The sequence below is a fragment of the Sorangium sp. So ce834 genome (assembly GCF_051521425.1).
In the GTDB taxonomy this organism is placed as follows: Bacteria; Myxococcota_A; Polyangia; order Polyangiales; family Polyangiaceae; genus Sorangium; species Sorangium cellulosum_D.
Genome location: NZ_CP150351.1, coordinates 12,125,367 through 12,147,303, shown reverse-complemented (window position 1 = coordinate 12,147,303; position 21,937 = coordinate 12,125,367). Strand labels below are relative to the sequence as shown.

At 73.3% G+C, this 21,937-nt stretch carries 20 protein-coding genes; 12 read left to right on the top strand and 8 right to left on the bottom strand.

Going from position 1 to position 21,937, the window contains the following annotated elements; translation table 11 throughout:
* Nucleotides 1–107 precede the first annotated feature (107 nt).
* Both WMF20_RS44725 and WMF20_RS44720 read left to right on the top strand, forming a co-directional pair.
* Complete coding sequence (locus WMF20_RS44725; protein WP_129579966.1) at nt 108–461, top strand: hypothetical protein; 354 nt, start codon at nt 108–110, stop codon at nt 459–461.
* A gap of 33 nt (nt 462–494) precedes the next feature.
* A complete protein-coding gene (locus WMF20_RS44720) occupies nt 495–932 on the top strand; it encodes a hypothetical protein (protein ID WP_437607887.1) in 438 nt (145 codons plus the stop codon).
* A 193-nt stretch (nt 933–1,125) separates the two neighbouring features.
* Here WMF20_RS44720 and WMF20_RS44715 read toward each other — a convergent pair whose 3' ends face one another.
* On the bottom strand, nt 1,126–2,538 hold the full coding sequence (locus WMF20_RS44715) for a sensor histidine kinase (RefSeq protein WP_437607886.1): 1,413 nt from the start codon (nt 2,536–2,538) through the stop codon (nt 1,126–1,128).
* A gap of 137 nt (nt 2,539–2,675) precedes the next feature.
* Between WMF20_RS44715 and WMF20_RS44710 the strand changes: the two genes are divergently transcribed.
* From WMF20_RS44710 to WMF20_RS44690, 5 genes are all read left to right on the top strand, one after another.
* Complete coding sequence (locus WMF20_RS44710) at nt 2,676–4,856, top strand: putative metal-binding motif-containing protein (protein WP_437607885.1); 2,181 nt, start codon at nt 2,676–2,678, stop codon at nt 4,854–4,856.
* Between the two features lie 48 nt (nt 4,857–4,904).
* The gene (locus WMF20_RS44705; protein ID WP_129579962.1) at nt 4,905–5,837 is read left to right on the top strand and encodes an ABC transporter permease; all 933 of its coding nucleotides are present in this window, start codon (nt 4,905–4,907) and stop codon (nt 5,835–5,837) included.
* On the top strand, nt 5,834–6,487 hold the full coding sequence (locus WMF20_RS44700) for a hypothetical protein (RefSeq protein WP_437607884.1): 654 nt from the start codon (nt 5,834–5,836) through the stop codon (nt 6,485–6,487). Before WMF20_RS44705 ends, WMF20_RS44700 begins: the two co-directional genes overlap by 4 nt.
* A gap of 241 nt (nt 6,488–6,728) precedes the next feature.
* Nucleotides 6,729–7,619, top strand: a complete 891-nt coding sequence (locus tag WMF20_RS44695; protein WP_437607883.1) for a zinc metalloprotease HtpX — start codon at nt 6,729–6,731, stop codon at nt 7,617–7,619.
* A gap of 149 nt (nt 7,620–7,768) precedes the next feature.
* Entirely contained in the window at nt 7,769–8,254 is a 486-nt protein-coding gene (locus tag WMF20_RS44690; protein WP_129579959.1) for a hypothetical protein, read from the top strand.
* Between the two features lie 57 nt (nt 8,255–8,311).
* On the opposite strand, the gene WMF20_RS44685 is transcribed toward WMF20_RS44690, so the two are convergent.
* Nucleotides 8,312–8,929, bottom strand: coding sequence for a TetR/AcrR family transcriptional regulator (locus WMF20_RS44685; protein WP_437607882.1), 618 nt, complete (start codon nt 8,927–8,929; stop codon nt 8,312–8,314).
* Nucleotides 8,930–9,030: 101 nt separating this feature from the next.
* On the opposite strand from WMF20_RS44685, the gene WMF20_RS44680 reads away from it, so the two are divergent.
* On the top strand, nt 9,031–9,771 hold the full coding sequence (locus tag WMF20_RS44680) for an SDR family NAD(P)-dependent oxidoreductase (RefSeq protein WP_437607880.1): 741 nt from the start codon (nt 9,031–9,033) through the stop codon (nt 9,769–9,771).
* 259 nt (nt 9,772–10,030) lie between these two features.
* Here the strand turns inward: WMF20_RS44680 and glyS are convergent, their stop codons facing one another.
* The 4 genes from glyS to dapA form a co-directional block, all read right to left on the bottom strand.
* Entirely contained in the window at nt 10,031–12,130 is a 2,100-nt protein-coding gene (glyS, locus tag WMF20_RS44675; RefSeq protein WP_437607879.1) for a glycine--tRNA ligase subunit beta, read from the bottom strand.
* Nucleotides 12,131–12,331: 201 nt separating this feature from the next.
* Nucleotides 12,332–14,560: a hypothetical protein gene (locus WMF20_RS44670; protein ID WP_437607878.1), complete on the bottom strand. Its 2,229-nt coding sequence runs from the start codon at nt 14,558–14,560 to the stop codon at nt 12,332–12,334.
* Nucleotides 14,561–14,662: 102 nt separating this feature from the next.
* Nucleotides 14,663–15,472, bottom strand: a complete 810-nt coding sequence (dapB, locus tag WMF20_RS44665) for a 4-hydroxy-tetrahydrodipicolinate reductase (protein ID WP_165374505.1) — start codon at nt 15,470–15,472, stop codon at nt 14,663–14,665.
* Between the two features lie 71 nt (nt 15,473–15,543).
* Nucleotides 15,544–16,449: a 4-hydroxy-tetrahydrodipicolinate synthase gene (gene dapA, locus WMF20_RS44660; RefSeq protein ID WP_437607877.1), complete on the bottom strand. Its 906-nt coding sequence runs from the start codon at nt 16,447–16,449 to the stop codon at nt 15,544–15,546.
* Nucleotides 16,450–16,731: 282 nt separating this feature from the next.
* Here dapA and WMF20_RS44655 point away from each other — a divergent pair, with 282 nt between their 5' ends.
* The 4 genes from WMF20_RS44655 (at nt 16,732) to WMF20_RS44640 (ending at nt 18,876) form a co-directional block, all read left to right on the top strand.
* Complete coding sequence (locus WMF20_RS44655) at nt 16,732–17,403, top strand: NuoI/complex I 23 kDa subunit family protein (RefSeq protein ID WP_129579953.1); 672 nt, start codon at nt 16,732–16,734, stop codon at nt 17,401–17,403.
* A gap of 76 nt (nt 17,404–17,479) precedes the next feature.
* Complete coding sequence (locus WMF20_RS44650; protein WP_129579952.1) at nt 17,480–17,995, top strand: NADH-quinone oxidoreductase subunit J family protein; 516 nt, start codon at nt 17,480–17,482, stop codon at nt 17,993–17,995.
* Nucleotides 17,996–17,998: 3 nt separating this feature from the next.
* On the top strand, nt 17,999–18,307 hold the full coding sequence (gene nuoK, locus WMF20_RS44645) for an NADH-quinone oxidoreductase subunit NuoK (protein ID WP_437607875.1): 309 nt from the start codon (nt 17,999–18,001) through the stop codon (nt 18,305–18,307).
* 248 nt (nt 18,308–18,555) lie between these two features.
* A complete protein-coding gene (locus WMF20_RS44640) occupies nt 18,556–18,876 on the top strand; it encodes a hypothetical protein (protein ID WP_129579950.1) in 321 nt (106 codons plus the stop codon).
* A gap of 259 nt (nt 18,877–19,135) precedes the next feature.
* Here the strand turns inward: WMF20_RS44640 and WMF20_RS44635 are convergent, their stop codons facing one another.
* Complete coding sequence (locus WMF20_RS44635; RefSeq protein WP_437607874.1) at nt 19,136–20,926, bottom strand: phospholipid carrier-dependent glycosyltransferase; 1,791 nt, start codon at nt 20,924–20,926, stop codon at nt 19,136–19,138.
* A gap of 266 nt (nt 20,927–21,192) precedes the next feature.
* Nucleotides 21,193–21,936 (bottom strand): class I SAM-dependent methyltransferase, encoded by a 744-nt coding sequence (locus WMF20_RS44630; RefSeq protein WP_063823641.1) that lies wholly within the window; start codon nt 21,934–21,936, stop codon nt 21,193–21,195.
* Nucleotide 21,937 lies beyond the last annotated feature (1 nt).

Here is a 21,937-nt window from a genome sequence, read left to right as displayed (position 1 = left end):
CCGCGCTGGCATTCGCGTTGCTGAGCTCCGCTCCGAGGAGCAATGACGTGAAGCAGAGCAACAACGTGACTTCGCGCGAGCGAAGATGGCCCAGGTGTCTCTCGGCGATGAGGTCTGCGCTCGCGGCGGCTGCGCTCGCGGCCGGCGCCTCGCTGCTGGCCGGGTGTCTGGGCACGGTCGGGGCCGAGGGGTATGTCGTGTCCGGCTTCCCGGTGGTGCGCGCCGAGGTCGTCCCGATGGAGCTCGCGGCGTCTCCGCGCGTCTATTTCCACGGCACCTATGCGTACCTGGTCGACGGGCAGTGGTATTACCCGACGAACCGGGGCTGGGTCATCTTCGAGCGGGAGCCCGCGGAGCTCAGGCGTTACCGGCAGACGTACCGTGCGTCGCCGCGGTACGTGCCGGAGCGCGAGCTGAGCTTTCCCCGCGAGCGGGGGCGCGGTTACTACACGCCGCGTTGACAGTGGTGCGGCTGCGAAAGGACGGGTTCAAGGATGAATCAGGAGAAGAGCGTCATTCCCATCTGCGGCCTCGCTCTATCGAGCTTTCTGGCCCTGGGCTGCTTCTTCGAGGTGAAGGACGGCGATCGGCATCGGCCTCGGCCGTCGTCGATGGGGAGCCTGGTGATGGAGTGGACAGTCGACGACCGGCGCGAGTCGCGGGACTGCTCTCGCTTCAGCGGCGGCAGGGCCGATCTCGAGCTGATCGTCTACCGTGGCAGCGTCGAGGTGGCGAGGGAGTATGCGCGTTGCGAGGACTTCATCCTGACGGTGGATCTACCGCCCGACGAGTACAGGGTTATTGCGACGCTCGTGGGGCGCAGCGACGACCGACCTGTCACCACGTCGGCGAACCTCGAGGGGATCGACATCGTGCGTGGCTTCAACCTCCACCGGGAGGTGGATTTCCCGGCGACCTCGTTCCTCTTCTAGACCGCAGATCGCGTTGATCGAGCGAGAGCTCGACCGCCAAGGGCGCCGAGATGGGATTCTCTTCCTGGCGTCCTTAGCGGCTTGGCGGTTCGAGATTCTGCGCTTTTCAGGCGGCTTCAACCCGTCTGTCGCTCCAGACGAGGTCCCCGCGCCGCGCTCGGAACAGCGCCTCTCCGGGCCAGGCGGCCCGGAGCTACCCCGCCCTCGGGATCGTGAGCCGCACCCGCGTCTCCCCCCGCGGCCCGTCCTCGATCGCGATCCCGTAGTTCGTGTGCGCCGCGATCGCGTGCGCCGCGATGAGCGGCAGCGCCGGCGGCCTCCCCTGCGCGACCGCCTCGAAATCGCGGCTCAGCACCACGCTCCGCGCCGCCGCCGGCAGCGGCGGCCCCGCGTCGTCGAACGTGATCTCGACCCCGCCCGGCCCCTCGACGAGCGTCACGACGACCTCGCTGCCCGGCGGGGACGCGCTGATCGCGTGATCGAGCAACGCGTGCAGCAGCACCGTGAGCGCGCCCTGCGGCACCACCTCCTGCGCGGCCTCCGGCGCCTCGACCACCACGCGCACGTCGTGGCGCGCCGCGCGCGCGAGGTCGTCCTTCACGACGTCGCGCAGCACGTCGGCCACGTCGCAGTGGCGCGGGAACTCGTGGAGCGGGCACGCACCCAGCCTCGCGAGATCGCTCACGATTTCCGACGCCGCGGTCACGTGGCGCCCCACCGAGGCCGCCGTCTCCCCGGCGTCGCCGCCGTGCGACCGGAGCGGCGCGATGTCCCGCCCGATGGCCGACAGGATGCCGCGCAGCTGGGTCCCGAGCACCCGCACCGCCGCCACGAGCACCGCGAGGCTGTCGCCGCTCGGCGGCAGGTGCGACACCGGATCGCTGCCGCTCAGCCGCGACACGATGCCGGCCAGCGACCCGCGCTCGCGCTCGCCCTCGACCCGCGAGAAGACCGCGGCGAGCTCGCGCGCGTAGGCCTCGCCCTGCGCCTGCGCCGCGGCCAGCTCTTTCTTCAGGCTCTCGACCTCGAGGCGCTGGAGATCGACCTCGGCGGGCAAGGTCAGCGTCTGCATCAGCCCGTCGAGCTCCAGCCGGCCGCCGTAGCGCAGCGCCATCCGCGACAGCCACACCCGCTCGGTCTCGAAGTTCACCGGCGTCTCCGGCCCGAGGTTGACGCGCACGCTCACCTCGTCGCCGACGCGGTGGATGCTCACGTCGGGCGCCCCGCCCTGGCTCGTGGGATCGCCGCCCTGGGCGATGAGCACCTGGAGCATCCGCCGGAGCTCGGTCTCGTCGCCGAACACCGTCGTCCCTTCGCCCATCTCGATCTGCACGCGCGCCTCGGGGGCGACCTCCCAGAGCAGCGCCGTCAGGTCGACGCGGCCGCGCCGCCCGCGCGGCATGGGCCGGCCGTGGAGCGAGGCGAGCATGCTCACCGCCTCGTCGAGCCGGTTGAGCGTGCTCTCCACGCCGCCCGAGCCGTCGTCCGGCGACGGCACCGGCGGCGGCGTGGTCTCGGTCGCGATCATCCCCACGCCCTGGCGGAGCTTCTGGGCGGCGCTGCGCGCCTCCTGCGCCAGCAGCCACGTCAGCTCGGGTCGGGTCAATCTGTCGCTGGTCACCCTGTTTTTCCCTCTATCCGCCACGCTCCGCGGAATCGCGCGCCATGATGCCAGACGTGGCGGTGCCCTGCTACGCTCATTGCCGCTCACCTCGTTCGATGCGAACTCGCTCTTCTTCCTCCTTGACGCCTCTCGCTCTCCTCTGTGCCGCAGCCGCGACGGCGGCGCTCGCGGGCGCTGCCTGCGGCTCGAGCGCGCCGAGCCCCTTCCCGTCGACGGGCGGAGCAGGCGGGGCCGGCGGCGAAGGCGGCGCGGGCGGCGCAGGGGGCGAGCAGGCTCCGGCGGACCCGACGCTCGGCGGTCCGTGCGTCGACGACGATCAATGTGAGGACGGATTTCCCTGCACCTTCGATGCCTGCGACACAAACGCAGGCCGGTGCCGTTTCACGCCGGACGACAGCGCATGTCAGAACGACGTCTACTGCGACGGGGTCGAGCGGTGCAACCCGCGCCTCGGCTGCGTGCCCGGCGAGCCGATCGCGTGCGGCGACGGGAACACCTGCACGATCGACGCCTGCGACGAGCCGACCAGGACGTGCTCGAGCGTCCCGCGCGACGCCGACCTCGACGGCGATCCCGACGCGCGTTGCGGCGGGGGCGACTGCGACGACGCCGATCCCACGGTGTCGTCGCTGCAGCCCGAGATCTGCGGGAACGACCGGGACGACGACTGCGACGGGCGCACCGATGAGCCCGGCTGCATCTCGCCGGAGCACGACACGTGCGCCGACGCGCTGGAGATCTCGGCGCCGGGCTCGTACGCGATGAACACCGCGGGCGCGGGCTTCCACTACGCGAGCTCGTGCGGCCTGCCCCGCCCGATGAGCACGCGCGACGTGGTGGCCGCGGTGCTCCTGCCGCCAGGGCCGCCGGTCGACGTGCAGGTGACCGCGCGGACGGAGGGCACCGACGTCGCGGTGACGCTCGCCGGCCAGTGCGGCGACGCCGCGACCGAGCTCGCGTGCGGGCGCCCGCACCCCAGCGCGGACGGCGGCAGGCTCGCGAAGCTCCGGGGCCGCGGCCTCGGCGATCCGGAGCGGGCGACGGCGCTGCCGGTCTACGTGACCACCGCGGAGGGCGCGCCGGTCGTCGTCGACGTCGCGTTCCTGCCGCCCTCGCCGGCGCCCGAGAACGAGACGTGCGGCACCGCGGCGCCCCTCGAGCCGGGCGCGCCGGTCCTGGCGACGATCCTCGACGCCGCGCGGGATCTCGGGAGCGCGTGCGAGACCGACCTCGGGGAGCTCGTCTACACGTTCGAGCTCACCGAGCCGCGCGACGTCGACCTCTACGCGATCTCGACCGACGGCGACGGCGAGCCCTCGCTCTCGCTGCGGTCCGAGGGGTGCGCGCTGCCCGAGGACGAGCTCGCCTGCCAGACGGCGGCGGCGCCGCACCTCTTCCGGCGCGCGCTGCCCGCGGGGGTCTACGCCGTCGCCGTCTCTGCGACGGCGCCCACGTCGGTGCTCGTCACGCTGGAGCTCGCGCCGCCGACCGATCCGCCGCCGGACGAGGGCTGCGCCGAGGCGGCGCCGCTCGCGCCGAACCGGACGACCGCTGTCTCGCTGCTCGGCCACCAGGACGACGTCGACCTCGGCTGCGGCCCGCCTTCGGTCGACGCCGTGTACGCGCTCGATCTGGAGGTCGCGTCCGACGTGCTCCTGGTCGAGCGGCTGTCGGCCGGCGACACCGGCTCGATCGCGCTGTCCGCGCCGGCGTGCGCCGGCCCCGACGACCGGCTCGCGTGCGGCGAGGGCGACGTCAGCCCGCTCCGGAGCGCGCGGCGCGGGGTCCCCCCGGGCTCGTACCGCGTGGTGGCCGAGGCGCAGCTCGGCCAGCCCGTGAGCGTGACGGCCTTCGTGCGGCCGGCGGCGCCGCCGACGCTGGTGCCCTTCTCCGACGCGTGCGCGGGCGCGCTCGAGATCCCGGAGACCGGCGGGTTCTTCCAGGGCAACACGACCAACGCCGCCGCGGATTTCGACGCGGGGTGCGATCGCGCCGGCACGCAAGACCGCGGCGCCCGGGACCAGCTCCTGAAGCTCACGCTCACCGCGCGCCGCCGGGTGGTGCTCGACATGGCCGGCTCGGCCTACGAGACGCTCCTCTCGGTCCGACGCGGCCCGGGCTGCCCCGGCACCGAAATGCCGCTTTCCTGCACGATCGGTACGGGCCCCCAGCGCAGCTTCCTCGATCTCGTGCTCGATCCGGGCGTCTACTACGTCCAGATCGACGGCCACGCGATGGCGCACGGCCTGTGGTTCCTCGACGTGCGGGTCGTCGACGCCGTCGACGAGGTCGATCCCTGACCTGCGGCCCTTTGCAAGCGCCCCCCGTCCCTTGCTAACGTCGCCCCGATGTTCGGCCGCATCTCTGCGATCGCCCTCAACACCTACCGGGAATCGCTTCGGGCGCGCATCCTCATCGGCCTTGCGGGCGTGGCCTTCGCGGTCGCTTTCTACTCGATCATCGTCGGCGCCTACACGCTCCGCAACGGGGCGCGCGTGGTCAGCGATCTCGGCGTCGCGTCGATCTCGCTGTTCAGCATCGCGGTCGCGGTCATCATCGGCGCGACGTCGCTGTACCGCGAGCTCGAGCAGAAGACGATCTTCCCGATCCTGGCCCGCCCGGTCCGCCGCGGCGAGTACCTCGTCGGCAAGTACCTCGGCACGCTGCTCACGCTCGCGGTGTTCATCCTGGCCGACACCGGGCTCGTGCTGCTGATCAGCGCCGTCCTGTCCGGCCGCTCGCTCGCGCTCGTCGCTGGCGCCGGCGCCGCCTCGCTCGCGGCGCTCGGCCTCGCCGCGTGGCGCTCTCCGCTGCTGCGCACGTACGGGTTCATCCCGTGGTCGGCGGTCTTCCTGGTGCTCGGCGTCGTCCTCTCGGCCGGCGCCCCCACGGAGCAGCGCGTCGTCCTCGCCGGCAGCGCGCTCGCGTTCCTCGAGGTCGGCATCGTCGCGGCCGTGGCCACGCTGTTCTCCTCGTTCTCGACGCCGTTCCTGTCCGCGTTGCTCACGCTCGGCATCTTCCTCGTCGGGCGCAACGCCGACGCGCTCGCCCAGCTGCCGGTGAAGTACTTCGGCCCCCAGATCAGCGCCGCGGGGCGCGCCCTCTCCCGGGTCGTGCCCAACCTGCAGATTTACGTGCCGCCCCGCCCGCTGCTCGCGGGCGAGGTGGCCGACGCGAACCTCCTGGTCTACCTGGGGTGGGCGTCGATCACGTGCGCCGGCTGGGCGCTCGGGCTCCTTGCGGTGGCGGCGTTCGTCTTCAAGAAGCGCGATTTTCTGTGAAGCTCTCGGTCGTGCTCGGCGTCGTGCGCGGCATCGCGGTCGCCGGCTTCCTCCTCGGCGCGGCGTCGCTGCGCGTGGTGGTCGCCGGCGAGCGGGAGATCGCCGAGAGCACGGCCGCCCTGCTCGCCGGCGATCCGCACGCGGCGGCGCTCCACGCCCGGCGGGCGGCGGGCTGGTACGCTCCCGGCGCCCCGCACGTCCGCGTGGCCTACGAGCGGCTGATCGCGCTCGCGACGGCGGCGGAGGGCCTGGGCCAGGCCGACACGGCGCTCTTCGCCTGGCGCGCGGTGCGCACGGCCGCCCTCGAGACGCGGTGGCTCACGACGCCGCACGCCGAGGATCTGGAGCAGGCCAACGCGGCGATCGCCCGGCTCTCGGCGGCCGCGCCGCGCCCGCCGGGCACCCGGACCGAGCCTGCGGCCGTGGTCGCGCGGGAGCACCTCGCCGCGCTCGCGCGCGACGACGCGCCGCGGGTCGGCTGGGTCGTCGCGCTCGTGGCGGCCTTCGTGGCGTGGGTCGCGGGCGCCGTCTGGGTGGTGCGGCGCGCGGTCACGGTGACGGGCCAGTGGGTGTGGCCGCGCGCCGTGCCGGGGCTCGCGGTGTGCGCGGCCGGTATCGCGGTGTGGCTGCTGGCGATCTGGCAGGCCTGACAACGGAATACGTCTGCATGTGACCCGAGCGAACCCCGCTCCAGGGGATCGCGCGAACGGGGCAAAATGGGCCGATCGCGGCGAAATGGGGCGGCGAAACGGGGCGGCCACAACGGGAATCGACGGGGCATGACGCCTGCTGATCGGCTGGCACGCGGCATTGCAAAGCCGCGGTGCGCGACGCATCGATGATGAGGGAGCAGCGTTTGCAGCGCTCCGTTCCGTGGAGGTGACGAGTTTCATGAAGAATCAGATCAAGACGATCCTGTTGCTCGGCGTCATGTCGGCAATCCTGGTGTCCATCGGTGGGGCGCTCGGACCGGGGTACCTCGTCTTGTTCGGCGTGCTCGCGCTCGCGATGAACCTGGGCGCGTATTTCATGTCGGATCGCATCGTGCTCGCGGTGCACCGGGCCGCCGAGGTCTCGCCCGAGGAGGCGCCCGGCCTGCACCGGATGGTGGAGGAGCTCTCGCGGCGGGCGGAGATCCCGAAGCCGCGGGTCTATGTCATCCCGGACGCGCAGCCGAACGCCTTCGCCACCGGGCGCAACCCGGAGCACGGCGTGGTCGCGGTGACCGAAGGGATCATGCAGCTCCTGACCGAGCGCGAGCTGCGCGGCGTGCTGGCGCACGAGATCGCGCACATCAAGAACCGCGACATCCTGGTGTCGACCATCGCGGCGGCGTTCGCCTCGGGCATCACGTGGATCGCGCACGCCGTGAGCTTCGCCGGGCTGTTCGGCGGCTCATCGGACGACGAGGAGGGGGAGAGCCCGCTCGGCGGGCTGGCGCTCGCGATCGTCGCCCCCATCGCGGCCACGCTCGTTCAGCTCGGCATCTCGCGCTCGCGCGAGTACATGGCGGACGAGACCGGCGCGAAGCTGTGCGGCGACCCGGAGGCGCTCGCCAGCGCGCTCTCCAAGCTGGAGCACGGCGTGGCGCTCATCCCCGCCGAGTCCGCCCGTCCGGCCACGGCCAGCCTCTTCATCGTGAGCCCGCTCGCCGGGGCGAGCTCGGTGCTGAAGTGGTTCTCGACGCACCCGACGACCGAGGAGCGCGTCGACCGGCTGCTGTCGATGGCCGCCAGCGGCGGCCGCATGGCCTCCCCGAGGAGGGCAAGCGCGCTGGCGTGACGGCGGCGCGCCGCCGCGAGGGCGGCGTCGAGGGGAATAGCGTCGCTCGCTCCACGTCCCACGGGGCGAGCGCGCGGCGCCCTCGGCGCCCCGGCTCGTGACGCGACCTCAGTCTCGCACCGCACGGTGTCATCTCGAGAGGCAGGATGATGAACAAGCTCCCTCGCATCGCATCAACGCTCGCCGCGCTCGCCGTCCTCACGGCGGTCGCGGCCCCGGCCGCCGCCGCTGCCGAGGAGACCACCGCCGCGGCCGCAGAGGCGCCGCGCCATGGCCGGGGCAAGGGCGCGGCCCCGTTCCCGCAGGACGCCGCCCGCTTCAGCAAGCGGGTCGACGAGAAGATCGCGAAGCAGCGCGCGAAGGTCGAGGCGAGGATGCAGAAGGGCGGCGTCCCGGAGGCGCGCCGCGCCGAGGTCCGGAAGGTGCTGGACGAGGTCCAGGCCAAGGTCCGGGCGGCGGTCGACACGGCCGCCAGGGACGGGGTGATCACCCAGGAAGAGGCGAAGCAGGTCCGGAAGATCGCGCGCGAGGCGCGCAAGGCGATCGGGCAGCAGCTCGGGCTGGAGCAGAAGCCCGCGAAGAAGCAGAAGCCCGGGAAGGGCGCGAAGCGGATCGTCGTGCCCGAGACCGTGTAGCGCGACGCAGGGCGGGAGAGCCCGACGCCGCCGGCGGCGTCGGGCCGCCGGCCCCGCTCAGACCGCAGCGCGGGGCCGGGCCAGCGCATCCCAGGCGGCCATGGCGCAGTCGACGATCGCCTCCAGCGCCTCGCGCGAGGCGCCGTCGCGGGCCTGGATGGAGAGGCCCTGGAGCACGGTGGTGTAGAAGCCGGCGAGCGCCGCCGTGTCGGTGCCCGCCGGCAGGTCGCCCTCGGCGACGCCGCGATCCAGCCTCCGCTGGAGCTCATCGAGCGCGCCCCGCCGGCACGCGGCGAGGTGGCTGCGCACGCCCTCGCTCTCCGGCGTGCCGAGCGTCGCGGCGAGCACGATCATGCAGCCGCTCGGCTTCCCCGGGCTCGCGTAACCCTCCACGTTGCTGCGCAGCATCGCCTCGACCGCCCTGCGCGCCGTCGGCTCCTCGCGGAGCGCCCGGCTCGCCGCCGCGCCCTCGACCTGGCTGTAGAGCGCCACCGCCTCGCGAAACAGGGCCTCCTTGCAGCCGAACGCGGCGTAGAGGCTCGGCGAGTTGATGCCCATCGCGGCCGTGAGATCGCTGAGCGACGTGCCCTCGTAGCCCCGCTCCCAGAACACCTCCATCGCCCGCCGCAAGGCAGCGGCCCGGTCGAAGCCGCGTGGACGTCCCCGTCCGGCCATCACGACGACCTTTCTGTGCCGATCGGTAAATAAATCGGTTGACCCATCGCCACCCGGCAGAGTATACGTTCTGTGCTGGTCGACACAGAAATGAGGTAGACATGTCGGAGCTTGCTGGCAAGGTGGCGTTGGTGACCGGAGGCAGCCGCGGGATTGGCGCGGCGATCGTCAAGCGGCTGGCGCGGGACGGGGCGGATGTGGCGCTGACGTACGTGAGCGCCCCGGAGAAGGGGCGCGCGGTGGCCGCCGAGGTCGAGGCGGCGGGCCGGCGGGGGCTGGCGATCGCGTCGGACAGCGCGGATCCGGCGCAGGTCGTCGGCGCGGTCGAGCGGACCGTGGCCGAGCTCGGTCGGATCGACATCCTCGTCAACAACGCCGGTATCGCCATCATGGGGCCGCTCGAGGCCCTGACGCTCGAGCAGGTGGACCGGACGCTGGCGATCCACGTGCGGGCCTCGTTCCTCGCCGCCCAGGCCGCGGCGCGGCACATGGGCGCGGGCGGGCGCATCATCAACATCGGCAGCTGCCTCGCCGACCGGGTGCCGGGGCCGGGCATCACCCTGTATTCGATGAGCAAGGCGGCGCTGGCGGGCCTCACCAAGGGCCTCGCCCGCGACCTCGGGCCGCGCGGCATCACCGCCAACCTCGTCCACCCTGGCCCGATCGACACCGACATGAACCCGGCCGGCGGCCCGGGCGCGGCCGAGCAGCGGAGCCAGCTCGCCCTCGGCCACTACGGCACCGGCGACGATATCGCCGCCACGGTCGCTCACCTCGCCGGCGAGAGCGGACGCTTCATCACCGGCGCCTCGATCGTGGTCGACGGCGGTTTCTCGGCTTGAGCGCGCCGTGGCCTGGGCTCCGCGCATCGGCCGGCCTCCATCGTATGGGCCACCGCGCTGAAGTCCGCGGACGGCTTCACGCGGCTGTAGCCCAGCCTAGAACGGTTTTCGTCCGTCTCTGGTAGATGCGTTACAGAGCGGCGGTCACCCGCACAGGAGACGGGTCCAGCTCGGCGTTTTCGGCGCGGAGGCGCACTCCGGTGCGCTGAGCACCGAAAACGTCGAGATGGGCCCGTATCCGAAGCGGGTGCCCGCCGCTCTAGGACGCCGCGCGCGGCGCCTCGCCGAGCAGCTCTAGCCTCGCCAGGCTCGCGCAGGTCTCCGACAGGGCGCGCATCAGCCGCAGGCGGTTGTCGCGCACGGCTGCGTCGTCGGTCATCACGAACACGTCGATGAAGTACTGGTGCAGGAGCGGCGCGAAGTCCGCCACCGCCTTGAAGGCGGAGTCGTACGCGCCGCTCCGGACGTCCGACGCGATCTGCTCGCGCAGCTTGAGGTAGCCCGCGAAGAGCGCCGTCTCGCTCGCGTGCACGTCCTGGCCGAACGGCGCGACCGGCTCGCCGGCCGGCGCCTTGTCGGCGATGTTTGTCGCCCGCTTGAAGACCTCGCCGACCCGGGCGCGGACCTCGGGGCTGAGCGCGTCGATCGCGCGCACGCGGGCCCGGAGATCGAGCGGGCGATCGGCGGCGACGCGGAGGCACGCGAGGACCGCGTCCTGCGGGAGCCGATCCGAGAGCAGGCCGCGCAGCCGCTCGGCGAAGAACTCGCCGAGGCGCGCCGCGAGCTCCTCGCGCGAGGCGTCGAGCTTCACGCCGGCGTAGCCGTCGTACGCGGCGCTGAACGCGGCGCCGAGGCGCAGATCGAGGTCGCGATCCAGGAGCGTGCGCAGCACGCCGAGGCAGGCGCGGCGGAGCCCGTACGGATCGGCCGTGCTCGTGGGGATGAGCCCGATCGCGAAGCAGCCGACGAGCGTGTCGAGCCGATCGGCGATCGCGACCAGCGCGCCGGCGTGCGTCGGCGCGGTCGCGTCCGCGGCGCCCTTCGGCAGGTAGTGATCGCGGATCACGTCGGCGACCTCGGGGCTGACCCCCTGGGCCAGGGCGTAGGCGCGGCCCATCTCGCCCTGGAGCTCGGGGAACTCGCCGACCATCAGCGCGACGAGATCGCACTTCGCGAGGTGCGCCCCCGAGGCGGCCGCCACGAGCGTCGGCTCGGGCAGCATCAGCAGCAGGCCGAGCTCGCGGGCGAGCCGCTCGACGCGCTCGGCCTTCGCGAGCACGCTGCCGAGGCGCTTCTGGAACACGATGCCGCCGAGCTTCTCGCGCCGGCTGGCGAGCGGGAGCTTGACGTCCTCGCGGTAGAAGAACTGCGCGTCCGAGAGGCGCGCGCGCATCGTCTTGTCGTTGCCGCTCTTGATCTTCTCGGGCGCCTCCGCGGTGTTGACGACCGCGAGGTACTTCGGGAGCAGCGCGCCCGTCTTCGCGTCGCGGACGCCGAAGTAGCGCTGGTGCCCGCGCGCGACCTCGAGGATCACCCGCTCGGGCAGCTCGAGGAACCGCTCCTCGAAGCTGCCGACGATGACGTGCGGCTCCTCCACGAGGGACAGGTTCTCGCCGATGAGGAAGTCGTCCTCGATGAGCGCCCCGCCGGCGTCCCGCGCGGCGGCGAGCAGGCGCTCGCGCATCAGGCGCGCGCGCTCGCCCGGGTCGACGATCACGTGCGCCGCGCGCATCGCCTCGACGTAGTCCCTGGCCGCGCCGAGGGCGATCTCGCCCGGCGCGAGGAAGCGGTGGCCGCGGCTCGTGCGGCCGCTGCGGACGCCGGCGATCTCGACGGGGATGACGTCGGCGCCGGAGAGCGCGACGAGCCACTGGATGGGGCGGCCGAACGCGAACTCGCCCTTCCCCCAGCGCATCGACTTGCGGAAGGGGATGGCCGCGACGAGCGAGGCCAGGACCTCCGGGAGGAGCTCGGCCGCGGGCTTGCCGGCCTCGCGCCGCGTGCCCGCGAGGTACTCGCCCTTCGGGCCCTCGACGCGGCGCAGATCGGCGACCGCGCACCCGAGCTTCTGCGCGAACGCCTCGGCCGCCTTGGTGGGCGCGCCGTCCTTGAAGGCCGCCTTGACCGGCGGGCCGGTGACCTCCTCCTCGAGGTCGGGCTGGCGCGCCGCGACCCCGGAGACGAGCAGCGCGAGGCGCCGCGGGGTGCCGAGCGCGCGCATCGCGCCGTGGCGGAGCCTGAGCTCCGCGAGGCGCTTCGTTGCGAGATCCGGGAGCGCGCGGAGCGCGGCCTCGACAAACGACGAGGGGAGCTCCTCGACGCCGATTTCGAGCAGGAGATCGCTCGCTTCGTTGGACATGGGACCGCGGACGCTACCCCAGAACCGCCCGTCCGGCGAGGCGGTCGAGCGACCGGGCAGCGCTGCGCGCCGGGCCAGCCGCCGGCCGCCACCGCCGGCCAGCAGCCTGGCCACGCGCGACCCGCCCCCGCTGCGCGCGACCCGCCCCTGCTGCGCGCGGCCCGCCCCTGCTGCGCGCGGCCCGCCCCTGCTGCGCGCGGCTCAGCGGGCCTGTGCCGCTTGCCGGAGCGCGCGCGAGAGCACCTTCTTGAATGCGCTCGCCTCTCCTCCGTTCGGCTTGCTCTTGCGTCCGTACCAGGTCGCCGCGCCGACGCGCACGACGCATTCGGCTGTCCGCGTGTACCGGCGGGACGCCTTCGCGACGGCCCGATCGTCCGGCGCAGACGCGGACGCGACGGTCGCGCCGAGGTCGTTCAGCGCCTCGTCGAGCGGGAGGCAGCCCTCCGGCGCGCGGGGCAGCGCGAGGGGCGGCGGGGCGTGGCAGCAGCGGGCGCGCAGGGCGGCGAGCGCCGCCATGTCGTACCAGCCGAGCACGCCCCATTCCTTCGTCGCGTCCGAGATCCCCTCGGGCCCGGCGGCCCTGGCGAGGTGGCCCTTGAGCGCCGCGACGCCCTTCATCGGGTCGACCTCGGTGCAGAGGAACGCCAGCTGGCCCGCGGTCGCGGCGTCGACGCCCTTGCCCGGAAAGATCGGCATCGCGCAGGCGGCGAAGTCCGCCGTGGCCGCGGCGTCCGGCGCTGCGCTCGCGGCGCCGGCGTCCACCGGCGCAGCCGCGGCCGCGTCGCCCGTGACGCCGGCGTCGTCGGCGGGCGGGGCGCTCGGCGCCGCGGGGGCGGCGCAGGCGGCGGGAGCGGCGTCCGCGCCGGCAGGCAGGGCGGGGAGGGATGGCGGCGGTGGCGCGGAATCGCGGTGGCGGATCCAGAACCAGGCCGCCGCAGCGGCGCCCGCGAAGACCACGGCGTACAGGGCCAGCAGGGCCACCCGGCGCGCCGCGGAGGGCGCGCCGCGGCGTGCGTCCCGATCGGGCGCCGGGGTGCGCGGCGCATCGGGCACGCCGACGTGCGCGGCGGTGCCCTCGGTCGCCAGCGCGGACGGAGCCGGGGGCAGCTCGCCGTCGATGCGCGCGGGCCGAGCGCGGGGAGGCCGCCGGCTCGCCGGTTCGCTTGCGGGAGCGGGCGGCGCCGGCGCGGGCGGGAGGGGCGGCTGCTCCGCGGGCGCGGGCCAAAGGGGCGGCTGCTCCGCCGGCGTGTGGGCAAGGGGCGGCTCCTCCGCCGCGCTGGGCGGGACCGCCGCGCTGGGCGGGAGGGGCGGCTGCTCCGCCGGTGCGCGGGCAAGGGGCGGCTGCTCCGCCGGTGCGCGGGCAAGGGGCGGCTGCTCCGGCGGCGCGGCCGCAACGGCCGCCCCGGGCGGGCTGCTGGAGGCATCCGCCCTCGGGGCGTCGGCGTGCCCCGGCGGTGCGGCAGGCGAGACCGCCGGCGCCGTCGAGCGGCGCTCTGGCGCCTCGGGGACCGGGGTGGGCGGCGCGCCCGTCGACCGGAGACCAAGGGCCGCGAGCCCGTGGAGCGGCAACGGCGTCCGGCGCGCCGTGGCGCTCGCATTGCCGGGCGGCAGCGAGCTCGTGCGGCCGCGGGGCGGCGAGCTCCCGCCAGGCGGCTGCGAGCTGGAGCTCCCGCGCGGCGGCGAGCTCTCACGGGGCGGCGAGCTCCCGCGCGGCGGCGAGCTCTCACGGGGCGGCGAGCTCCCGCGCGGCGGCGAGCTCTCGCGCGGCGGTGAGCTCTCGCGCGGCGGCGAGCTCCTGCGCGGCGGCGGCTGCGAGCTCGACGCGCCCCGCAGGCCGCCGCTCGACGGGCGCGGCGCCGGCACGGTCCTCGCTGGCTCCACGACCGCGTGCTCGTCGAGCGGCGGCAGCTCCCCCAGGCCGTCGCTCGGCCGCGCCGCTTCCAGCGCGCGACGCAGCGCCGCCACCTCGACGATCCGTCGCTTCGCGTCGCGCGCGAGCGCCTGCTCGAGGACGCGCCACAGCGCGTCGCCCGCCGCCCCCGGCGGCGTCACCCGCGGCGCATCGCCGGCGCTCTGCTTGCGGCGGAGCTCCCCGTCGCTCTCGGCCGGGAAGGGGAGCGCCCCCGAGAGCGCCACGTACAGGGTGACCGCGAGCGCCCACGTGTCGTCCCGGCGCGACGGTCCCTCGCCCGCCGCGCGCTCCGGCGAGCGGTAGCCCACGAAGGCCGGCGTCGCGAGCGGATCGGAGAGCCACCCCTGCGACGTGCACCACTCGTCCTCGATGATCACGCACGCGGCCGACAGGCGGCCGTGCACGGTCCCGCGCCCGTGCAGGCTCTCGATCCGCTTCGCCAGACGGACGACCCAGCCCACCGCGTCCCTGTCCGGCAAAGGACCGGCACGTGCGACCCGCGCAGCGAGCGTCTCCATACGAGCGCGGCAGCCTAGTGCGGCGGCCCGCCGCTGACCACATCGTGCTGTGCGCGCGGCGCGCCGGATCCCGATCGCCGGTCCTTCGCCCGGCGGCGCCGCTCAGCCCCCGATCACGTCGGCCATCGTGTATCGGCCGGGCGGCTTGCCGTGCAGGTGCCACGCCGCGCGCAGCGCGCCGCGCGCGAAGAGATCGCGGCTCGTGGCGCGGTGCGTGAGCTCGAGGCGCTCGCCGGGGCCGAGCAGGTGGACCGTGTGGTCGCCGATGACGTCGCCGCCGCGCACGGCGAAGATCCCGAGCTCGCTCGCCTTGCGAGGGCCGACGTTGCCCTCGCGGCCGTGCACGTCGGCGAGCGCCGCGGCCCCTTCGCCGGCGCCGCCGCGGGCCTCGCGCAGCGCCTCGGCGAGCCGCACGGCCGTGCCGCTCGGGGCGTCCACCTTGGCGCGATGGTGCACCTCGACGATCTCGACGTCGTAGCCGGGCCCGAGCCGGCGCGCCGCGCTCGCCGCGATCTCCGCGAGCACGTGGATGCCGATGCTCGTGTTCGGCGACCAGAGCACCGGGACGTGCTGCGCCGCCTCGTCGAGCAGCCGCTCGCACGTGCCGTCGAGGCGGGTCGTGCCGCTGACCACCGCGACCTTGGCCCGCATCGCGAGGTGCAGGAGCCGGGGGAGCGCCTCGGGCCGCGAGAAATCGATGACCACGTCCGCGCCGAGCAGCCCGGCGCTGGTGTCGTCGCTCATCGCGACGCCGATGGTGCCGGTCCCCGCGAGCTCGCCGACGTCGCGGCCGATGCGGGAGGAGCCGCGCGACACGATCGCGCCCACGATCTGCGCGCGCTCGTTCGCGGCGAGCCGGACGATCGCCTGCCCCATCTTGCCGCTCGCGCCGTGGATCGCGACCTTCAGCAAGCGGGCCTCTTCTCCCTGGCCGGTTCCCAAGAGCGCGCCCATCGGTACGCCTCGATGATCGCCGTTCGACTTCACGCCGCCTCGCGCTTCGCCTCGAGCCGCTTCATCGCCTCGACGATCTGCTGCCGGGTCGCCTCGCCGGCCGGCGAGAGGGGCAGCCGGACGGCGGGGCTCATGCGGCCCAGGGCGGCCAGCGCCGCCTTCGCCGGGGAGGGGTTCGGCTCGACGAACATGAGCCCGTGGATCTCCAGCAGCGCGAGGTGGGCCGCCCGCGCGCCGGCGAGGTCGCCGGCCAAGAACCGCCGGGGCACCGCGCTCGTCTCGCGCGGCAGCACGTTCGACGTGACGCTGATGACGCCCTGCGCGCCGAGCGCCATCATCGCGAGCGTCAGCGCGTCGTCGCCGCACAGGACCGTGAGCCGATCGCCGAGGCGCCGCACCAGCTCCTGGCAGCGGAGCACGTTGCCCGTCGCGTCCTTGATGGCGACGACGTTGGGCGCGGCGGCGCAGATGCGCTCGGTCGTCTCGGCGGAGAGGTCGACCACCGTTCGTCCCGGGACGTTGTAGAGCACGACCGGCCCCGCGACCGCCTTGGCCACGGCGAGCGTGTGCTCGCGGAGCCCGTCCTGCGAGGGCTTGCTGTAGTACGGCATCACGATCATCACGCCCTCCGCGCCCGCCGCGAGCGCCGCGCGCGAGGCGTCGATCGTCTTCTTCGTCGAGAACGAGCCCGTCCCCGCGATCACCGGCACGCGGCCGCGCGCCGCCTCGACGACGCGCCGGATGACCGCGGTCGTCTCCGCTTCGCTCAGGGTCGGTGACTCGCCCGTGGTCCCGCACGGCACGAGCCCGCTGACGCCGCCCGCGACCTGGGCCTCGACGAGCGCGGTGAGCGCTTCGAAATCGACGGCTTCGCCATCAGGGGTGAACGGCGTGACCAGGGCGGTGAACGTTCCCGACAAGGGGAGCTGCGTCATTCGACGACCATGATCGCCACCCGGGGGGCGCGTCAACAGGAGAGGACAGGTCTGCCGCGGACTCCACGCTCTCGGCGGGTTCCCGACCCGCGCGGCGCCGATCGGCCGCAGCCGTGGGCGCCGCGCCGCGCCGGTCCGGCGTGAGCCCGGCGCGGGCGGCGGCGGCCCGGCCGTACGCGCGGACGCAATCGAGGAGGGGTCATCTGCTAGCCTGGTCGGTGTGGCGCCTCGCTCCTTCGGGGGGTATGCCCGAGCGCGTCAGGTCCCGGAGAGGCACCGGCCATGGATCTCGCCCAGTACATCAAGAGCATCTCCAGCGCGGCCAGCACCATCCTCGAAGGGATGGCCGTCACGTTCTCCCATCTGTTCCGGGAGCCCATCACCGTCCAGTATCCCGACAAGACGGACCGACCCGTGAGCGAGATGCTCCCGCCGCGGTACCGCGGCTTCCTCGAGGTGCAGATGGACATCTGCACCGGCTGCAAGCGCTGCGAGCGCGCGTGCCCCATCGAGTGCATCGCCATCGACCTGGAGAAGGATCCGGCGACGAAGAAGCAGGCGATGAGCCGCTTCGACATCGACATGGGCAAGTGCATGTACTGCGGCCTCTGCGTCGAGGCGTGCAAGACCGAGTCGACCGGCGCGATCCGCCACACGCGCGAGTTCGAGGGGGCGGCGCCGACGCTCGACCACCTCACCTTCCGCTTCATCCCGGAGGGGCTGGTCCCGCTGTACAAGGCGCCGAAGGACCTCGGCGAGGTGCCTGTCGGCGAGTACGGGCCTCACGCCCGCGAGGCCCGCGAGCGCGCCATGCGCGACAACCCCGCCGCGCTCGAGGAGCTGCGCGCCATCTGGCGCCGGGAGCACGCCCGGAAGCAGGGCGCCGAGGCCGCTGGAGCGGTGACTGGAGCGGTCGCCGGGGCCGCGGGCGGAGAGGCCGGAGCGGACGCCTGAGCGAGGGCATCGCCCGTCGCGGGGCGTCGCCCTTGATGAGCGATGGGCAGCGGTCTAACGTCGCGGCCCTCACCACATGCCCTCCCTGAGTGCACTCGCCTTCCTGGGGCTCGCCGCGCTGACGCTCGGCTCCGCCGGGCTCGTGGCGTTCTCCAGGAACATCATCCACTCCGCGCTGGCCCTGCTCGGCACGTTCCTCGGCATCGCGGGCCTCTACGTCACGCTGTCGGCCGATTTTCTCGCGGCCACCCAGGTGCTCGTCTACGTGGGCGGCACGCTCGTCCTGATCCTCTTCGCCGTGATGCTCACGAGCCGCATCGCGGAGATGAAGATCTCGAACCCGCGCGGCGGGCCCGCCGTGGCGTTCGTCCTGGTCACGGCGGTGCTCCTCGTGCTCGGCCGGGTGGCGACCCGGACGCCCTGGCCCGCCGAGGCCAAGCCGGCCATGCCGTCCACCGCCAAGCTCGGCCACGCGTTCCTCGGCGAGTACCTGCTCCCGTTCGAGCTCGGCTCGGTCGTCCTGCTCGGCGCCATGATCGGCGCGGTCGTGCTCGCGCGCCGCGCCGTCAGGCGCGCCTGGGAGAGGGAGTAGGCGATGGAGATCGGGCTCATCCATTACCTCAGCGTCGGCGCGGCGCTGTTCGGCCTCGGGCTGTTCACCGTCATGACGCGGAAGAACGCGGTGGGCATCCTCCTCGGCGTCGAGCTCATCCTCAACGCCGCCGCGCTCAACTTCGTCGCGTTCGAGCACTTCGTCGCGGGCGGCGTGTCTGGCCAGGTGTTCACGGTCTTCATCATCGTCCTCGCCGCGAGCGAGGCGGCGATCGCGCTGGCCATCGTGCTCCAGGTCTACCGCCACCACCGCAGCATCATGGCCGACGAGCTGACCTCCCTGAAGAACTGACGCGAGAGCGGTCATCCGTGCGGAGGAGCGCGAGGGACGCGAGGAGCGCGACGGGCGAGACGAGCGCGACGAGGCGCGAGGAACGCGACGGGCGCGACGATCGCAGTGAGCATGGCGTCCGGACCGGCGCGCACCGCGTCGCACGCCGTGCGTCGCACGCCGTGCGTCGCACGCCGTGCGTCGCGCGTCGCGCGTCCGCGGCCCGCGCCGCCGGCGGCGCTTGACGCGCACGCGTTTTGCCGCTTCAGGTGGAGCTCAATCCCACCGACAAGCAGGAAAAACCTGACCTTGCTAAGCCCCTGTGGACGACCCACGTTCGAACCATGCAGAACCTATCCAAGTCGGAGCTGGTGGGGTTCGTGGAGCTCGAGGTCGGCTCGCTTGCTGTGCAGGTGCCGATCCGCGCAGCGGAGGCGGCGAAGGAGCTCCCCCTCGCGTCGTTCGAGGCCGAAGGGGACAATTGCGCCATCCTCGTGCGCGGCGATACGTCCTCCAAGGCGGTTGAGGTCGCGCTGCGACATGCGGCGCAGGAGGCGGTCAAGCACCTGTCGAAGAAATTGCTGAACTAGCGCCATCCAGGAGAGCCGACATCATGCCGACCTCCTGGAACGGGCGGTGACACGCCGCCAATGTCGCTCGAAGCGACGGTGCATCTTGGCGGTCGGCCTGCGATGGGCTTCGCTGCTGGTTCGCCGCTGCGCAGACGTACGGCCTGCGCCTCCAGAGTTGCCGGCAATCGGTTTTATGCCCTTGATTCTGCTCTGCGGGCGCCCGCTCCGGGGCGCTGGCGACCACCAGGAGCCGTCGCGATTCGCTCGGTTCGTCGCCTCAGCGCTTCGTGGGGGCGGGTGGGATCCGGTAGAGATAGATGTGGTTGTTGATCTTCACGTCCGGCTCGCGATCGCGGAGCTTCTTGTAGCATTTCGCGGGCGACGTCTTGAGGGTCAGCGCGTGCAGCGCGACCCATGAGCCGGGTTTGGGCACCGTCTCGCAGCCGAAGCGCTGGTACGGAACGCGGAAGTACTCCCACTCGATCCGGCGCGTCTCGCTCTGGTAGTTGTAATAGAGCGGCTGGATGTCGTGCTCCTTCGCGTACTTCGCCAGCGCGGCGCGATCCTGCCCCCAGTCCTCGCCGTAGATGCTGATCTTGTAGCCGCCGAGCGCGCCGCCGACGAACAGGTTGAAGTAGCCGAGGAAGTGCGGGGCGGCGAGGAGCGCGCTCAGCGCCGTGCTCCCCACGAGGCCCGTGAGCGCGAGCTGGGCGAGGCGGCGCGAGGAGGCGAGCGCCCAGAGCCTGTCGAAGGCGCGCGCAGCGAGCACGGCGAGGAGCGGCATGATCGGCATGGCGTGCCGGATGCCCATGTTGAGGTTGGCCCGCATGAACGAGGCGAGGAGCAGCAGGGCCGTCCCCCCGGTGGCGATCACCTCGACGGGGACGGAGCGCATCGAGAACGCGCGGGCGCGCCGCAGCGCGAGCGCCGCCCCGGCGAGCAGCAGGAGCAACGTGGCGGGCGGGTTCTTGATGAGGAGCATCACCGGGAAATAGGCCCAGTGCCCGATCCGGACGACCTCGCCGAGGAAGTAGGACGTGAACCCGCCGGCGTTGAGCGCGGTCACCGCCGCCGTGCCGAAGAGATACGTGTACGGGAGGGGGATCCGCAGGCCCGCCGGCAGGAACCGGACGAGCGAGTGCTTCTCCATCAGCTGCTGCTTGTACCGCGCCGACACCGGATATTGCGGCTCGGGGGCGGCGAGGATGTCCCGCACCGACATGCCCGTATCGTCAAACTTGTAAACGGCGTTGATGACAAGGAGCAACCCCACGCCCGCCACGAGGACGTGGAGGCCGAGCTCTCCGAAGCGGCGGGCAGCGGGCTTCCCCTCGAACCGACCGCGGCCGGTCGCGGCCAGGAAGACCCCGATCGCGCCGAGGATCGGCACGAGGAGCAGGCCGCTGTACTTGGTGACGGCAGCCGCCCCAATGGCGAGCGTCATGGTGACGAGCGACCACCTGCCGGCTCGCCCGCTCGCATACCGGGCGAACTCGCCCACGGCGAGCATCGTCGCCAGCCCCGCCGGGAGATCGGTGGTGACGTACCGTCCCTGGGCGATGATCGTCGGGTTCAACGCGACGAGGACCAGCGCGACGAGCGCGGCCCGCTCGCCCCAGAACCAGCGGCTCCAGAACCATACGTAGGCGGCGAGGGCCGCGGCCATCAGCATGATCATGCGCCGAGCCCGGAAGAGCTGCTCGCGCGCCCGCGCGTAGTCCTGCTCGATGTAATCGAGGGCCACGCGCCCGATGTTCGCGTCCTTCCAGTGCCGGGACGACGTGACGTGCGCGTTGCCCGGCATGAGCGCGATGGGAATGGCAGCAATGGCGTTCCCGAGCGGCGGGTGGGCGTAGTTGAGCCGCATATCCGAGGTCTGCCACCAGGCGATGCCGCGCGTCGTGTGCGCCCACTCGTCCTCGGTGGGCGAGTCGTCGCGGTAGCCCCACTGGAGCAGGCCGAGCATCGCGATCAGGATGGCGAACGGCGCGAGGCGGGCAGTCCAGCTCGCCACGTTGCGGCGGAAGGCGGCGGGATCAGCGGGCGTTGCGGCGTCTTGCCCAATCATGGCGCGCACCCGTATCACGAAGCCATGGAGGCGTGGCCGCCGAATCCGTGCCGTGGGGGCCGCGCAGCAATGCGTCGCCCAGGCTCGTCCCTGGCCGCGCGGGAGGTCTTGCCGCGAACACCCTCCCTGGGGGCCTATCGTGGGCGCGCGACCACGGGACGAGCTCGTGGGCGGCGGTGCTCGTTCCGTGTGTCAGAAATCCCGCCAGGGATCGCGGCGGCGCGGCGATCCCGGGCCGCGGGAGGCCCGGGCGACCGCGGCCCGCCTCAGGCCGCCGTGCGCCTCGCCACGCAGAAGACCGACAGCCCGAAGCTCGGCCGGCGGCCGCGCGCGATGAGATCGACCTCCGCGCGGAGGACGGCTTCGAGCGCGGACGAAGCGAGGCCGGACTTCGGCGAAGGCTGCTTCATGCTGGTCTTGCCCGGGCGCAGCTTGCGCGCGGCGCTCCAGACGGCGCGCGAGCCGACCGCAGCGGGGAAGAGGAGCTGGTTGAAGTAAGCGCACGCCTCCACGTGGAAGTCGGCCGGCAGCGCGGCGCGGAAGCTGCCGGCGGTGTACCGGCGGAAATGCTGCAGCGCGCGGTCGTGATCGCTGAACAACCACGGATACGCCGGCACCGTGGCGACGAAGATCCCGCCGGGGCTCAGATGGTCGTGGATCCAGCGGAGCGCGGCGCGGTCGTCCTCGATGTGCTCGATGACGTCGAGCGCGCAGATCACGTCGTAGCGCCGGTCGAGCTCGAACGGGAGCGACGCGCTGTAGAGCGTCCTCGCCGTGCCGGCCTTCGCGATGGCCTCCTGGCCGAGGGGGCTCACCTCGTTCGCGTCGACGGCCCCGAACTCCGCGAGGACACCCAGGTTCTGCCCGACCCCGGCGCCGACCTCCAGCAGCTCGAGGGGCCGCCGTCCCGGGCCGAACTCGCGCACCAGGTGGGCCAGCAGTCGAGCCCTTCCCTTTCTCAACCAGTCGCCGGATTCCTCGGAGTACTGCTGGTATGCCGTCGTTTCCATC